Below are 14,850 nucleotides of genomic sequence, written 5' to 3' on the forward strand. Positions count from 1 at the left end.
CCCGAAAGTGGAGGGCAAACAGATGGCCAACAACACGACCCGGCGACGCGTTGCCGTTTTGGGTGGCAACAGGATTCCGTTCGCACGGTCCGACGGCGCCTATGCCAACGCCTCCAACCAGGACATGTTCACCGCCGCCCTGGACGGGCTGATCGATCGTTTCGATCTGGCCGGTGAACGCCTGGGTGCGGTGATCGGCGGCGCGGTGCTCAAGCACAGCCGCGACTTCAATCTGATGCGCGAATGCGTGCTGGGCAGCGCGTTGTCGCCCTACACGCCCGCTTATGACATTCAGCAGGCCTGCGGCACCGGTCTGCAGGCTGCCACTGCGGCGGCAAACGCCATCGCGCTGGGACAGTACGACTCCGCGGCGGCAGGTGGTGTGGACACCGCCTCGGATGCCCCGATCGCGTTCGGCAATGACCTGCGTCAGGTGCTGCTGGGCCTGCGTCGGGCGAAGTCCAACCTCGACCGGCTCAAGCTGGTCGGCAAGCTGCCGGCCTCCCTCGGTGTGGAGATCCCGGTCAACAGTGAGCCCCGCACCGGAATGTCGATGGGCGAGCATGCCGCCGTCACCGCCAAGAAGATGGGCGTCAAGCGCGTCGACCAGGATGAGCTGGCCGCCGCCAGCCACCGCAACATGGCTGCCGCCTACGACAGCGGGTTCTTCGACGACCTGGTCACCCCGTTCCTCGGCCTGTACCGCGACAACAATCTGCGCGCGGACTCCACGCCGGAGAAGCTGGCCAAGCTCAAGCCGGTGTTCGGCGTCAAGGCGGGCGACGCGACCATGACTGCGGGCAACTCGACCCCGCTGACCGACGGCGCCTCGGTGGCGCTGCTGGCCAGTGAGGAGTGGGCCCAGGCGCATGGCCACGAGCCGCTGGCCTACTTCGTCGATTCGGAGACGGCCGCCGTCGACTACGTCAACGGGCCCGACGGCCTGCTGATGGCACCGACCTATGCGGTGCCCCGGCTCCTCGCCCGCAACGGGCTGACACTGCAGGATTTCGATTTCTACGAGATCCACGAGGCATTCGCCTCGGTGGTGCTGGCCACGCTGGCGGCCTGGGACTCTGACGAGTACTGCAAGGAACGCTTGGGCTTGGACAAGGCACTGGGCAGCATCGACCGCACCAAGCTCAACGTCAACGGCTCCTCGCTGGCCGCGGGCCATCCGTTCGCGGCCACCGGTGGCCGGATCGTGGCTCAGCTGGCCAAGCAGCTGGCGGAGAAGAAGAAGGAGACGGGTCAGCCGGTGCGCGGTCTGATCTCGATCTGTGCGGCCGGCGGGCAGGGCGTCGCCGCGATTTTGGAGGCGTAGCTTGCGGAGCCGACCATCAGGCACTGTGGCGTAGCGAGGCCTGACCTCCACAAACGCAGGCCGCGAAAACATCCGAAAAGTTTCTTTCTCCGATGTGTAACGGCCGCGGCATAGAGGTCGATACATGGGTAGCTCCGTGTTGCCGTCTGACCCCCCGACCCGACGGCAACACGGGGCGACCTAACTTCGAATTCTCGGCAATATTCGGCCGTATTTTTCTCTGGTTTGAGGGGTACCCGAGGCGTACGATCGAGCCTACGACGGGTTCGGGAGTGACTGATCCAAAGAGTCGGTACAGGGGTGAAAGACCGGCTGCGTGAGACGAATTGAAACGCCCCCAGGTGTCCTCCCGAACCCGCCCTTTTTTGTCTGATTACCCTTCTCTTCTGGTCCCATTCGGCCCGCCCTCCGCATAGCGTGGTGCCATGCAGATCAGCCTCATCGCCTCGCTCAGTGAAACCGGCGGCCGCTCCCCGGTCGACGCCACCGTGGAGAATCTCGCGCAACTGCACGAAGAGGGATTCCGGCGGGTCTGGATGACCCAGATGCCGTATGAACCCGACCTGCTGACCGTTCTCGCAGTCGCGTTTCGCGAGGTCGACGGGATCGAGGTGGGCACCGGTGTCATCCCCATCCAGAATCAGCACCCGATGCTGCTGGCCCAGCGCGCGCTCACGCTCAACCTGATCAGCGGGGGCCGGTTCCTGCTCGGCCTCGGCATGACGCACGCGGCGGTGACCGAGGGTATGTGGGGCATTCCGTGGGACAAGCCGGTCCGCCGGCTCCGTGAATACCTGGACGGGCTGCAACCGCTGCTGGCCGGCGAGCCCGCCGACGCGCCCGGCGAGACGGTCACCACGCGCGGTGCCCTGCAGATCCCGGGGGCATCGGCGCCTGATGTCTACATCGCCGCGCTGGGGCCGCAACTGCTCAAGCTCGCGGGCCGTCGCACCGCGGGCACCGTCACCTGGATGACGGGTCCGACCACGCTGGCCGACCACGTCGTCCCGACGCTGCGCGAGGCAGCCGGGGACCGTCCGGTCCGTGTCGTCGCGGCGCTTCCGGTCAGCGTCACCGACGATGTCGACGGCGCCCGCGCCCAGGCCGCCAAGCAGTTCGCGATGTATGGGCATCTGCCGTCCTACCGGGCCATGCTCGACCGCGAGGGCTACGCCGGTCCCGAGGACGCTGCGATCATCGGTGACGAAAGCACTGTGGCAGAACGTATTCGGGCACTTCGAACAGTTGGCGTGGACGAGTATGTCGGGGTGGTGTTCGATGCGTCGCCCGAAACGCGGGCCCGTACCCGGGCACTCCTGCGCTCGCTCGACAGCTGACGGTGTGGCTAGCCACACCCCATATTGGCTGGACAGCACCATCGCCCGGTGCCAACGTATCGGGCAACGATGATGACCGTGACTACCACCGCAATCACCTCCGCCTCCGCACCCGAAGACCGGCGCCGAACACTGCGAACCCCGTTCACCGCGGCAGCCTGTCGTAGCTATCTGTATTTCCTCCTGGTGAGCGTCCTTGCCGTGGTCGGCGTGGTCTACCTGTTCGTCACCGGTCTGACCTCGGGGCTGTTGCTTGTCACCCTGGTCGGCGTACCGCTGCTGGCGCTCCTGGTGTTGTCGGGTCGACGGTGGAACGCGCTGTACCGATCGCTGGCCCGGCTGGTCGGTGTCACGATCGCTCCGCCGGCGCCGTTCGCCCGGCGGGCCGGCTGGCCGCAGACACTGGCCTCGGCCCTTACCGATGCGGTCGGCTGGCGCAGCCTGGGATTCCTTCTCCTGCAGAGCGTCGTGATGACACCCCTCGGATACGGGGTCGTGCTGGCGATCGTGATCTCGGCGGTGCTGGTGGTCTCCCCGGTGGTCTGGGCGTGCGGAATAGCGATCATCAGTTTCGGCGAACCGGTGGACTCGCTCGGCATCTACCTACTGCTGTCGGCGGGTGGACTGCTCGCTCTGTACACGTTGGCGTGGGTCATGATCGGTGTCGGGCGTGCCCATGTCTGGCTGGCCGAAGCACTGCTCGCCCCGACCGACCGCGAACGCCGGGTAGGCGAACTGGAGCGCGCCCGTGCCGATGTGGTCGATGATTCGGCGGCGACGCTGCGCCGCGTCGAGCGCAATCTGCACGACGGCACGCAGGCCAGGCTGATCGCCGTGGCGATGACGCTGGCGCGCGCCGAGGAACAGTTGGCCGATCCGGACAAGGCTGACCGGGCCCGGCAACTGGTCTCCGACGCACTGGCGAACACCAAGGACACCCTGACCGAACTGCGCGATCTGGTCCGCGGAATCCGGCCGCCTGCACTGGATCTCGGCTTGGTGCCGGCCGTGCAGACATTGGTTGCGCGTAACCCGATCCCCGTAGAGCTGGTCGATGACATCACGGTGCACCCGTCGTTGGGTGTGGAGACGCTGGCGTACTTCTGCGTAGCCGAGTTGCTCGCCAACGTCTCCCGGCATTCCGGCGCGACCCAGGCCACCGTGTGGCTGCACAGCGATGCCGATGAGCTGCGGATCGTCGTGGCGGACAACGGTTCCGGTGGGGTGGAGCCGGCCAACGGCTCGGGGCTGACGGGATTGGCCGATCGGCTGAGGATGGTTGACGGCCGGCTCGACATCGACAGCCCTTCTGGCGGCCCCACCACGGTGACAGCCGTCGTACCGGCGGGAACACAACGGTGACCCGGCTGGCGATCGCCGAGGACAATGCGATTCTGCGCGACGGCCTGACCCAATTGCTCGTCGAACGCGGGCATGATGTTGTGGCCAAGGTGGGCACGGCCGACCAGGTCCGGGAGATCGCTCAGACGCTGCGGCCGGAAGTGTTCGTGATCGACATCCGCATGCCGCCGACCTTCACCGACGAGGGCCTGGTCGCGGCGGTATCGTTGCGGCGCTCGCATCCGGATGTCGGGGTTCTGGTGTTTTCGCAGTGGGTCGAGACCCGTTATGCCGCTGAGCTGTTGGCCGGAAATCCGGAAGGGGTGGGCTACCTGCTCAAGGACCGCGTGGCCGATATCGGTGAGTTCGACGCCGCGCTGCGGCGCGTCGCCGACGGAGGTACCGCGCTCGATCCGGAGGTCGTGCGGCAGCTGATGGGGACGCGGCGTAGTGGTGATGCGCTGGCGCGGCTGACTCCCCGCGAACGTGAAGTCCTCGCCCTGATGGCCGAAGGCCATTCGAACAGCGCTCTGGCCGAACATCTTTCGGTTTCCGAACGTGCCGTGGAGAAGCACATCGGCAGCATCTTCACGAAACTCGACCTACCGCCGTCGACGGCGCATCATCGGCGCGTGCTTGCCGTCGTCACTTACCTGAACTCCTAGGTCCGGGATGATTCTCGCCGATCTGTCGGTTGCAACCCATGCATCACCGCAGAAACGGAGGCCACAGTGCCCGCAACACCGCCAACGGCAGACAGCCTGAGCATTCTCGTCATCGGGACAGGCGAACTCGGCGCCAGTGTGTTGTCCGCTCTCACCCGTCACCTGGCAATCCATCCCGGCGCCGCAAGCATCGCGGTGCTGCTGAGGCCGCCGGCATCACGTGCCGATATGAAACGCGATGCGCGCAGCGAGGAACTGACCCGGTCGGGTATCACCATCGAGCATGCCGATGTCGCGACGGCGTCGGTGGCCGAGCTCGCGGCCATAATGCGGCGCTACGACACAGTCATAAGCTGTGTCGGTTTCGCGGCCGGGCCGGGGACACAGCACAAACTCGCTCAATCGGCCCTCACTGCCGGGGTATCGCGGTTCTTTCCATGGCAGTTCGGCGTCGACTACGACGAGATAGGGCGCGGTAGCGCGCAGACGCTGTTCGACGAGCAACTCGACGTGCGCGACCTGCTGCGCGGCCAGCACGCCACGGAGTGGGTGATCATCTCCACCGGCATGTTCACCAGTTTCCTGTTCGAACCCGAGTTCGCCGTCGTGGATCTGTCGGCCGAGACCGTGCATGCGTTGGGAAGCTGGGACAACCAAGTCACCCTCACCACCCCCGAAGACATCGGCGTGCTCACCGCCGACATCGTCTTCGCCGAACCGCGTATTCGCGACACCGTCGTCTATCTCGCGGGCGACACCGTCAGTTACCGGGAACTCGCCGATATCGTCGACCGCGTCCGTGCGACATCGGTTACCCGCACGCTGTGGACCACCGACGTCCTGACCGACCGGCTACAGCAGGATCCCGAGGACACGATGAGCAAGTACCGGGCGGTGTTCGCCCGCACCAATGGTGTTGCCTGGCCGAAGGATCAGTCGTACAACGCTATTCGCCGCATCAGGACGACGACTGCCGAGGAATGGGCCAGAGCGAACCTGGTGTGACACCGGCACACATCGGAGGCTAGTTCGACGTGGTTGGCTCGGGCTCCGGGTCGAGCAGTTCGCGAACCGAGGTGCGAGTGCCGTAGGGGCGCAACATGCGGCTGGCCGGCCGCGGCCGCACGATCTGTGGCCACCAGAACCACCGGCCGAGCAGGGCCGCGATGGACGGTGTCATGAACGACCGCACGATCAAGGTATCGAAGAGCAGGCCGAGGCCGATCGTGGTGCCGATCTGCCCGAGGACGATGAGATCGCTGAAGATGAACGAGGACATGGTGGCTGCGAACACCAGACCGGCCGCGGTCACCACCCGGCCGGTCCCGGCCATGGCGCGGATGATGCCGGTCTTGAGCCCTGCCCCGATCTCTTCCTGGAACCGGGATATCAGCAGCAGGTTGTAGTCCGCGCCGACCGCCAGCAGCAGGATGATGGCCAGTGCCAGCACGATCCAGTACAACTGGATGCCGAAGATGTACTGCCACACCAGGACCGACAGGCCGAACGACGCTCCCAACGACAGCACGACCGTCCCGACGATGACCATTGCGGCGACGAGGCTGCGGGTAATGAACATCATGATGAGCAGGATGAGGCTGATCGCGGCCAATGCGGCGATGAGCAGGTCGTATTTGGCGCCGTCCTGAATGTCCTTGTACGCCGAAGCGGTTCCGGCCACGTAGATCTTGGCGTCCGACAGGGGAGTGGCCTTGATCGCGTCGAACGCGGAGTCCTTGATCGCGTCGATGTGTGAGATGCCCTCGGGCGTGGCGGGAGTGCCCTCGTGCGTGATGATCATGCGGGCGGCCTTGCCGTCGGGCGAGAGGAACAGTTTCAGGCCGCGCTTGAAGTCGGGATTGTCGAAGGCTTCCGGAGGCAGATAGAACGAGTCGTCATTCTTGGCCGAGTCGAAGGCCTGTCCCATCGCGGTCGAGTTCTCGAGGGCTTCCTGGGACTGCGAGTTGGTTCCGGACGTGGTGGCGTAGTTGGACAGCGTCAGGTCACGGTTGCGCTCCTGGATGGCGATCTGCGGCGGGAGCAGCGCCACGAGTTTCGGCTGGAGGGCGTCGAGCTTGTCCAGGCTCGCGGTGATCTGCCCGAACTGATCGCTGAGTTTGTCGATGCCGTCGAGTGCGTCGAACACCGATCTCAGCGCCGCGCACATGGGAATGTCGAAACAGTGCGGTTCCCAGTAGAAGTAGTTGCGCAGCGGGCGGAACTGATCGTCGAAATTGGCGATCTTGTCGCGCAGGTCGTTCACGATCGCGACGGTGTCGTGGAACGCCTGGGTCTGCTCGTGGGTGGCAGCGGCACTGGCCTGCTGCAACGTGACCTGCTGCTTGAGGATGTTGATCGTGTTCGACAGTTCGTTGGCCTGCTTGAGCAGATCGGCGGCGCGGTCCTGCTGGTAACCCAGATTCATGATCTGGCTGGCGCTTTGCGCACTGATCTGAAACGGGATGGAGCTGTGCTTGATCGGCGTGCCCAGAGGCCGGGTGATCGACTGGACCAGGGCGATGCCGCGGGTGTGCAGAACGGCTTTGGCGATGCGTTCGAGTACCAGCATGTCCGCGGGGTTCCGCATGTCGTGGTCGGCTTCGACCATCAGTAGCTCGGGGTTCAGCCGGGCCTCGGAGAAGTGACGTGTCGCGGCTGCGTAACCGACGTTCGCCGGTGCCGATTCCGGTAGGTAGGGGCGGCCGTCGTAGCTGGTCTTGTACCCCGGCAGGGCGAGAAGGCCGACGAGCGCGATCAGGCACGACACCACCAGGATGGGGCCGGGCCAACGCACGATCGCGGTACCGATGCGGCGCCATCGCGGTGCCCGTGGATTGCGTTTCGGCTCAAAGAGTCCGAACCGGCTGGCGATGGTCAGTACGGCGGGCCCCAGCGTCAGTGCCGCTGCCAACGTCACGAGCACGCCGATGGCGGCGGGTATGCCCAAGGTCTGGAAGTAGGGCAGCCGGGTGAAGTGCAGGCAGGCCACGGCCCCGGCGATGGTCAGCCCCGAGCCGACGATGACGTGGACGGTGCCGCCGAACATGTCGTAATACGCGGCCTCGCGGTCCATCCCACGGGCGCGTGCCTCGTGATACCGGCCGATGACGAAGATGCCGTAGTCCGTGCCCGCGGCGATTGCCAATAGCGTCAGCAGGTTCGTCGAATAGGTGGACAGGCCGATGACCCCGGAATGCGCGAGCGCGGCGACGACGCCGCGCGCGGCGGCCAGCTCGACGGCGACCGTAACCAGCATGAGGAGCATCGTGACCAGCGACCGGTAGACCACGAGCAGCATCATCGCGATCACCAGAAAGGTTATGCCGGTGACCTTATGGGTTCCCTCGCTGCCGACCTCGAAGTTGTCGGTGATGAGCGGTGCGGCACCGGTGACGTAGGCCTTGACCCCGGGCGGCGGAGGGACGCTCGCCACGATCTGGCGGATGGCGTCCACGGATTGGTTGGACAGCGCTTCGCCCTGGTTGCCGGCCAGGTACACCTGCACCAGCGCGGCCTTGCCGTCCTTGCTCTGCGAACCGCCGGCGGTGAGCGGATCGCCCCAGAAGTCCTGAATGTGCTCGACGTGTTTGGTGTCCTCGGCCAGCCGTTTCACGAGGGTGTCGTAGAAGCGGTGGGCGTCGTCGCCGAGAGGCTGATCGCCTTCGAGCACGATCATGGCCGCGCTGTCGGAGTTGAACTCGTCGAAGACCTGGCCGATGTGCCGCATCGCCATGGTCGACGGCGCGTCGGGCGCGTTCAGTCCCACCGAGCGCGCTGCACCGACGACTTCCAGTTGTGGCACAAGGATGTTCGTCAGCGCGGCGATGGCGACCCATACGAGCACGATCGGCACGGCGAGCAGACGGATGGTTCGCGCCGTCCGGGAACCGGCGGCTTCACCTTCTGCGTGCCGGGTGCTCATGCGGACTTGTCCAAGCAGGCGATGTAACCGTTCACGTTACTGGTCGACCTTTCGTCCTTGACCACGCCATTGACGGTGATGCGGCACCCGATGGTCGCACCGTCCCCTTGCGCCCGGAGGTCGGCGAACAGCGTCGGATCGTCCGTGACCAGGGTTTGCGACCACGGCAGGGTCGCATCCTCGACCCGCTGGGGTTGTGCGTCGATATCCAGATAATTGATGGTGGCGACCGAACCCGGTGACCCGAACACTTCGAACAGAACCCGTTTCGGGTTGTAGCCGGTGTTCTCCAGGGTGTCGGCGCTGGGGCGCGACACATGATTGTCAGACCCGAATATGCCGTGCAGTCGACTGACGGTGAACGCGACGACGGCCACCACGAGGACAGCCACGATCACCGTCCAGCGCCGCCTGACCAGGCTTCCTACCGAGATCCCCTGCATCTCAGAGCCTTTCGACAACGGACGCGTAGCGCGCCGTGAGGCGATAGTCTTTGGCCGTCCTAAGTATCTGAACGGTACCGTACGGTACTATTCTGAACCGGGCAAGACCTAGGACAGCTTGGCTCCCGGCTAAGGAAAGGGTTTCCCGCGTGACTTCCGCCTCGACGCATCCCGTCTCACCGCCGGCCGCGGCGTCGCAGTGGACTGAGCGGGAGGCCGAGTTGTTGGCGGTGACCCTGCGGCTGTTGCAGCAGCACGGATACGACCGGTTGACCGTGGAAGCCGTAGCGACCGAGGCGAAGTCCAGCAAGGCCACCATCTACCGCCGGTGGCCGTCGAAGGCCGACCTCGTCCTGGCGGCCTTCATCGAGGGCACCCGGGTGCAACTGGTCCCGCCCTGCACCGGCTCGTTACGCACCGACCTTCTGAGCATCGGAACGTCGGTGTGCGAGCAGGCACGAGAGCACGGCAGCACGATGAGCGCGATCATGTCCGAGGTGGCGCACAGCCCGGAGTTGAGTGCGGCCCTGCAGAATCAGTTCGTAGTCCAGCGCAAGAAATTGATGGCTGAGGTTCTGGCCGATGCTGTCGACCGGGGCGAGATCGAGGCCGAGGCGATCCATGACGAACTGTGGGACGTGATGCCGGGGTATCTCGTGTTCCGGTCCCTGATTCCCGGACGTCCGCCGACGGAGGCGACGGTTCGCGCACTCGTGGACGATGTGTTGATGCCGAGTCTGACTCGCTTCTGACTCCGCCGGTCAGCGCAATCCGCGTATCGCCCAGATCGTCAGATAGGCCAACCCGAAGAACGCCGCAACGGCTATCGCCACGCCCGTCGACTGTACGTAGGACAGCGGTGCGCGCACCCAGTCGAGCGTCGCCGCGACCACCGCATCGGGCCGGGTCACCAGGTCCCAGGAGTTCCAGCGTTGAAAGCGGCCGATGACGACCCCGACGGCGCACAGCGCGACGGACAGTACGACGGCCAGCCAGCCCCAGAATGAGCCGAACTCGTCGTCCAATCGCTGATGCACGAGCAGCAGCGACACCACGCCGAGCAGGATCCCGGTCCATGCGGCGAACCCGTACTGCAACACATGCCGCCACAGTTCATAGCCCTCGCCGAGGTGGACCAGATCGGTCACCAGATAGGGCGCGTTCGGCAGGAACGCCAACCAGCCGAGGCCCAGGGGCAGCAGCCACAGTCGGCGTTCAACCAGATCGAACGCGATCGCGAAGACCATCGGGATCCAGGCCAGCACCAGGTTCCACACCAGGAACTTGGTCGGGTAGGACATCGGTGCGGCCGGATCGGTGATCCCCAGAGCGAGGGTCAGCGCGGTCGTCGCCATCAACGAGACGACCAGCAGGATGCCACGGGCTTCGGTCATGGGATCAGTTTGCCTGTCGGTGCGAGCGCGGGCCCAAGTGCCACTACGTCCACCCCGTCAGCCGTCTCCGCCCTCGACGACGTGTACCTGCACTCCCGCCGCCCGGATCTGATCCAGCTGTTGCGGGTCCGCGGTCGAGTCGGTCACCAGATGATCGATCTGATTGGGCAGCACCATCTTTCCGAGCGTCGTGTTGCCGATCTTGGAACCGTCGACTGCGACGACGACACGTCGAGCGTTGGCGGCCATGGCAGTCGCGGTCCTGGCTTCGGCTTCGTCGAAGGTGGTTGCGCCGACCTCGGCCGACATTCCGTCGGCGCCGAGAACTGCGGTGCCCACGGTGATCATCTGAAACGCCTGCTCGGACATGGGGCCAACAGCCTCAAGGGAATTGGATCGCACGACGCCACCGGTCATGATCACCTTGAGGTGGGCGTGGACGGCGCAATCGGTGGCGATCGTCAGCGAGTTCGTGACGATCGTCAGCTGAGGCCGTCCGCGCAACGCGCGGGCCACCTCGCCGGTGGTGATACCGCCGGTGAGGGCAACCGCCTGTTGTCCTGTCGGCACCAGGGCGGCGGCACGCTGGGCGATCCGCCGTTTGACGGCCACCATCCGGTGATCGCGAAGTCGTACCGGGATCTCACTGTCACTGGGGTCGAGTGCCTGGGCGCCCCCGTGCGTGCGCACCAGCAGACCCTGTTCCTCGAGTTCGCTGAGATCGCGGCGAAGCGTCGCGGCCGACACCCCCAACTCTGCGCAGAGCACCGGGGAAGCAACTTCACCGCGGTCACGCAGGAGCGAGAGCACTTCACGCATTCGGTCGGTGCGCTTGATCGACATGCTCACGACTCCTTGGGCGATGGTTGAGGCAATCAGTTTTACTGATCGCTTTACGGTTTCATCTTGCGCGCTTTGAGCGAGCTTCTCATGATCGACGAATGTTCGACACGACCGATACCCGACATCGGGTGGCAATGTGACCCTGGCCGCCACCGCCGATCTGCTCGCTTCGGCAGCTGTCGAGCGCACCGCAGTGCTCGCGTTCAACGTCATCACCATCGAGCACGCAGAAGGCATTTCCGAGGGCGCGGAACGCGCCGGTGCCGCCGTGCTGATGCAGATCAGCGAGAACACCGTGCGCTTCCACGGCGGTCGGATCGAGCCGCTGGTGTCGGCCTGTGCGCGTATCGCGGAGAGCTGCGCGGTCCCGATTGCCCTGCATCTCGACCACTTTCACGATGTGACCCTGCTCGACGAGGCGGTCGAAATCGCACCGGCGCTCGGCGTCACCTCGATCATGGTCGATGCCGCCCATCTGCCGTATCGGGACAATGTCGCCCGCACGCGAACCTTCGCCGAGGCTGCACATGCCGCGGAGTTGTGGGTGGAAGCGGAGTTGGGAGAGATCGGAGGCAAGGACCACGCAGCCGTCAGCGCGCATGCGCCCGGTGTCCGAACGGATCCGGACGAAGCGGTGGCTTTCGCCGAGCAGACCGGGGTGGACGGCCTCGCGGTGGCAGTCGGGAGCACCCATGCGATGACCACCCGCGATGCCTGCCTTGACGTCGCTCTGATCCAGCAACTGGCGGCCCGCGTGCCGGTTCCGCTTGTCCTGCACGGGTCATCCGGAGTGTCTGACGACCAGCTCTGCGTCGCGGTTCGCGCCGGCATCCGCAAGATCAACGTCGGAACCGCGCTGAACATCGCCTACACCGGGGCCGTGCGCGAGGCGCTGGCCGGTGATCTCACAGCCACCGACCCCCGCAGATACCTGAAGGCCGGGCGGCAGGCCGTCGGCGACACCGTGGCCGATCGGTGCCGTGCCGTGCAGTCGCTTGCACCGGCGCGCGCCGGGGAGCGTGACGCCCGATGATCCAATCAACATCGGACGCTTCGAATGCGTTGCCGGACAACATGTCCGCACATTTCCCGCGGCCTGCCAGTGGGATCGCCGAGACCATCGAGTGGCATAAGGCCGGCGCTGCGGTGGGCATTTATTCGGTGTGCTCAGCGCACCCCACGGTGGTGGCGGCGGCCATCGCGCAGGCCGCGGCCGACAACAGCTATGTGTTGATCGAGGCCACCTCGAACCAGGTCGATCAGTTCGGCGGCTACACCGGTCTGCGACCGGCTCAGTTTCGTGACCTGGTTCTCGGCATCGCCGACGAGAACGGATTCCCTCGGGACCGGGTCGTGCTCGGCGGTGACCACCTCGGGCCGAATCGTTGGCAGGGCCAACCCTCCAGTGCGGCAATGGCTCACGCCGAGGTGCTGGTCGCCGCCTACGTCGAAGCCGGATACAGCAAGATCCACCTCGACTGCAGCATGTCCTGTGCAGACGATCCGGCGGTGCTGTCCGACGAGGTGGTGGCGAGCCGCACCGCACGGCTGCTGCGGGTCGCCGAAAACGTCGCCGGAGAAACCGCAGGCGGCCTCGGTGCCGACGGCCCGGTGTACGTGATAGGCACCGAGGTGCCGGTCCCCGGGGGAGCGCACGAAACGCTGAGTCAGCTCACCCCGACCCCGGCCGAACGGGCCAGGCGAACCATCGCGGCCCACCAGGCCGCCTTCGCCGAGGTGGGGCTCTCCCACGTGTGGCCGCGCGTCGTCGCCCTGGTGGTGCAGCCCGGTGTCGAGTTCGACCACCTCAACGTCATCGACTACCGGCACAGCGCCACCGAACAGTTACGGAAGGTTCTCGACACCGAGGACAACCTGGTGTTCGAAGCGCATTCCACCGACTATCAGCGGCCCGCCCAGCTGAGTGAGCTCGTTGAGGACCATTGGGCCATCCTCAAAGTCGGGCCGGGCCTCACATTCGCCATGCGTGAGGCGCTGTTTGCCTTGAGCCTCGTGGAGGCAGATCTTGTCGCGCCGCCGGCGCGGTCGAACCTCATCGAGGTCATCGAGCGCAGGATGCTGGCCGAGCCCGGGTACTGGCAGGGTTACTACGAGGGTGACCCGGTCACCCAGCGCACAGCCCGCCGGTACAGCTACAGCGATCGGTTGCGCTATTACTGGGCCGACGAAGAGGTGGAGGCGGCCCGGCGGGCGCTGCTCGCCAACCTCGACCGCACCGGCATTCCGCTGCCGCTGATCAGCCAGTTCCTGCCCGCTCAGTACGAGCGGATCCGCTCCGGTGATCTGGAACCCGATGCCCAGTCGTTGGTGATCGATCGCATACGCGACGCGTTGCGGCCCTACGCCAGCGCCTGCGGTACCGCCCGACACCTTTCCCGCGCCCTGACCACTGGAGGTGCCGATGACTAGCTCGCAGGTTCAATATCCCGACCAAAAAAACGGTGGCGCAACGATAGTCGAGATCGGCCAGCAGCCAGGAGCCTGGCGGGAGGTTGCCGGCCGGCTCGGTGAGGACACCGGAGCCTTTCTGCGCGGCATACTCGAAAGGCCTGACCTGCGGGTCATTCTGACCGGGGCCGGCAGCTCGGCGTTCGTCGGTGACATCGCGGCGCCGGCGTTGCGCCGGCACCTCAACCGCCGTGTCGAACCCATTGCGACGACGGACATTGTCGCCAACCCGCTGGACCATCTGGAGCGGGACACCCCCACGCTTCTGGTGTCCTTCGGCCGGTCGGGCAACAGCCCGGAGAGTCTGGCGACCACGGCGCTGGCCGACGAGCTCGTCACCGACGTATGGCACCTGATCTACACCTGCGACCCCGAGGGCGAACTGGGCCGCGCACACCGAGCGCGGGAGAATTCGCGCGTCGTCTGCATGCCGGAGCGCACCAACGACACCGGATTCGCGATGACGTCCAGTCTGACCTCAATGTTGTTGTCGTGTCTGCTGATGCTGGGTCCGGCGCGGCCCGGCAATGCGCATGCTCTCGCCCGCGCCGCCGAACACGTGGTGGGCCTGCAGTCCGACATCCGGGCCCTGGCCCAGACCAAGAAGCAACGATTTGTCTACCTCGGCAGTGGGCCGTTGGCTGGCCTCGCCCAGGAATCGGCACTCAAACTCCTGGAACTGACCGCAGGAGAAGTCGTCACGTACTTCGATTCTCCATTGGGATTCCGGCACGGACCCAAGTCCGTCCTCGATGGCGATACCTTGGTGGTGGTGTATGTTTCGACCGATCCGCACACCCGCCGCTACGACCTCGACATCATCGCCGAGATCCGCGCTCAGCTGGGCCGGGACGCGGTCACGGTGATCAGCGCCGAGCCGATCCCGGAAGCGCTGGGCCCGAGCGTCGTGCTACCCGACCTCGGCGGGCTCGATGATGCCCAGGTTGCCCTTCCGTACCTGGTGTTCGCTCAGTATCTCGCGTTGTTCTCCGCGCTGGCATACGCCAAGACACCGGATAATCCGTTTCCATCCGGCGAGGTGAGCCGAGTCGTCAAGGGTGTCACCATCTATCCGATGACGCCCGCCGGCCATCCGGCTGCGCGGTGACCTG

Annotated in this window: 13 protein-coding genes; 9 read left to right on the top strand and 4 right to left on the bottom strand. The window is 65.7% G+C overall.

All coding sequences use genetic code 11. The annotated features are described in order from the left end of the window. Window positions 1-22 precede the first annotated feature (22 nt). The 5 genes from ACZYZ7_RS07620 (at window position 23) to ACZYZ7_RS07640 (ending at window position 5,672) form a co-directional block, all read left to right on the top strand. Entirely contained in the window at window positions 23-1,324 is a 1,302-nt protein-coding gene (locus ACZYZ7_RS07620; RefSeq protein WP_135459734.1) for an acetyl-CoA C-acetyltransferase, read from the top strand. A 425-nt stretch (window positions 1,325-1,749) separates the two neighbouring features. Continuing rightward, window positions 1,750-2,661: a TIGR03564 family F420-dependent LLM class oxidoreductase gene (locus ACZYZ7_RS07625; RefSeq protein ID WP_450069680.1), complete on the top strand. Its 912-nt coding sequence runs from the start codon at window positions 1,750-1,752 to the stop codon at window positions 2,659-2,661. Between the two features lie 72 nt (window positions 2,662-2,733). Next, window positions 2,734-4,023, top strand: coding sequence for a sensor histidine kinase (locus ACZYZ7_RS07630; protein WP_450069679.1), 1,290 nt, complete (start codon window positions 2,734-2,736; stop codon window positions 4,021-4,023). Next, window positions 4,020-4,667 carry a LuxR C-terminal-related transcriptional regulator gene (locus ACZYZ7_RS07635; RefSeq protein WP_135451609.1) on the top strand — a complete coding sequence of 216 codons (648 nt, stop codon included), beginning with the start codon at window positions 4,020-4,022 and terminating at the stop codon, window positions 4,665-4,667. Before ACZYZ7_RS07630 ends, ACZYZ7_RS07635 begins: the two co-directional genes overlap by 4 nt. A 66-nt stretch (window positions 4,668-4,733) precedes the next feature. Beyond that, window positions 4,734-5,672 carry an aromatic alcohol reductase gene (locus ACZYZ7_RS07640; RefSeq protein ID WP_450069678.1) on the top strand — a complete coding sequence of 313 codons (939 nt, stop codon included), beginning with the start codon at window positions 4,734-4,736 and terminating at the stop codon, window positions 5,670-5,672. A 19-nt stretch (window positions 5,673-5,691) separates the two neighbouring features. Here the strand turns inward: ACZYZ7_RS07640 and ACZYZ7_RS07645 are convergent, their stop codons facing one another. Beyond that, window positions 5,692-8,589: an MMPL/RND family transporter gene (locus ACZYZ7_RS07645; protein WP_450069677.1), complete on the bottom strand. Its 2,898-nt coding sequence runs from the start codon at window positions 8,587-8,589 to the stop codon at window positions 5,692-5,694. Beyond that, a complete protein-coding gene (locus ACZYZ7_RS07650; protein ID WP_135451612.1) occupies window positions 8,586-9,032 on the bottom strand; it encodes an MmpS family transport accessory protein in 447 nt (148 codons plus the stop codon). The genes ACZYZ7_RS07645 and ACZYZ7_RS07650 overlap by 4 nt, the downstream gene beginning before the upstream one ends. A gap of 149 nt (window positions 9,033-9,181) precedes the next feature. Between ACZYZ7_RS07650 and ACZYZ7_RS07655 the strand changes: the two genes are divergently transcribed. Beyond that, complete coding sequence (locus tag ACZYZ7_RS07655) at window positions 9,182-9,784, top strand: TetR/AcrR family transcriptional regulator (RefSeq protein WP_450069676.1); 603 nt, start codon at window positions 9,182-9,184, stop codon at window positions 9,782-9,784. Window positions 9,785-9,793: 9 nt separating this feature from the next. Here ACZYZ7_RS07655 and ACZYZ7_RS07660 read toward each other — a convergent pair whose 3' ends face one another. Continuing rightward, window positions 9,794-10,426, bottom strand: coding sequence for a DUF1361 domain-containing protein (locus tag ACZYZ7_RS07660; RefSeq protein WP_135451614.1), 633 nt, complete (start codon window positions 10,424-10,426; stop codon window positions 9,794-9,796). Window positions 10,427-10,483: 57 nt separating this feature from the next. After that, window positions 10,484-11,269 (bottom strand): DeoR/GlpR family DNA-binding transcription regulator, encoded by a 786-nt coding sequence (locus ACZYZ7_RS07665; RefSeq protein WP_135451615.1) that lies wholly within the window; start codon window positions 11,267-11,269, stop codon window positions 10,484-10,486. 136 nt (window positions 11,270-11,405) lie between these two features. On the opposite strand from ACZYZ7_RS07665, the gene ACZYZ7_RS07670 reads away from it, so the two are divergent. Genes ACZYZ7_RS07670 through ACZYZ7_RS07680 form a run of 3 tightly spaced genes read left to right on the top strand, consistent with a single transcriptional unit; the run spans window position 11,406 to window position 14,846 of the window. Continuing rightward, the gene (locus ACZYZ7_RS07670; RefSeq protein ID WP_135451616.1) at window positions 11,406-12,302 is read left to right on the top strand and encodes a class II fructose-bisphosphate aldolase; all 897 of its coding nucleotides are present in this window, start codon (window positions 11,406-11,408) and stop codon (window positions 12,300-12,302) included. Further along, window positions 12,299-13,699 carry a D-tagatose-bisphosphate aldolase, class II, non-catalytic subunit gene (locus ACZYZ7_RS07675; protein ID WP_450069675.1) on the top strand — a complete coding sequence of 467 codons (1,401 nt, stop codon included), beginning with the start codon at window positions 12,299-12,301 and terminating at the stop codon, window positions 13,697-13,699. Before ACZYZ7_RS07670 ends, ACZYZ7_RS07675 begins: the two co-directional genes overlap by 4 nt. After that, entirely contained in the window at window positions 13,692-14,846 is a 1,155-nt protein-coding gene (locus tag ACZYZ7_RS07680; RefSeq protein WP_135451618.1) for an SIS domain-containing protein, read from the top strand. Before ACZYZ7_RS07675 ends, ACZYZ7_RS07680 begins: the two co-directional genes overlap by 8 nt. The last annotated feature ends 4 nt before the right edge of the window (window positions 14,847-14,850 follow it).

The sequence above is a fragment of the Mycobacterium sp. IDUB_17 genome (assembly GCF_055419465.1).

Bases quoted from the DNA above. Each gene is read 5' to 3' on its own strand.
- ACZYZ7_RS07625 (WP_450069680.1), top strand. From the start codon at position 1,750: ATGCAGATCAGCCTCATCGCCTCGCTCAGTGAAACCGGCGGCCGCTCC.
- ACZYZ7_RS07680 (WP_135451618.1), top strand. From the start codon at position 13,692: ATGACTAGCTCGCAGGTTCAATATCCCGACCAAAAAAACGGTGGCGCA.
- ACZYZ7_RS07650 (WP_135451612.1), bottom strand. From the start codon at position 9,032: ATGCAGGGGATCTCGGTAGGAAGCCTGGTCAGGCGGCGCTGGACGGTG.
- ACZYZ7_RS07675 (WP_450069675.1), top strand. From the start codon at position 12,299: ATGATCCAATCAACATCGGACGCTTCGAATGCGTTGCCGGACAACATG.
- ACZYZ7_RS07660 (WP_135451614.1), bottom strand. From the start codon at position 10,426: ATGACCGAAGCCCGTGGCATCCTGCTGGTCGTCTCGTTGATGGCGACG.
- ACZYZ7_RS07630 (WP_450069679.1), top strand. From the start codon at position 2,734: ATGACCGTGACTACCACCGCAATCACCTCCGCCTCCGCACCCGAAGAC.
- ACZYZ7_RS07620 (WP_135459734.1), top strand. From the start codon at position 23: ATGGCCAACAACACGACCCGGCGACGCGTTGCCGTTTTGGGTGGCAAC.
- ACZYZ7_RS07665 (WP_135451615.1), bottom strand. From the start codon at position 11,269: ATGTCGATCAAGCGCACCGACCGAATGCGTGAAGTGCTCTCGCTCCTG.
- ACZYZ7_RS07645 (WP_450069677.1), bottom strand. From the start codon at position 8,589: ATGAGCACCCGGCACGCAGAAGGTGAAGCCGCCGGTTCCCGGACGGCG.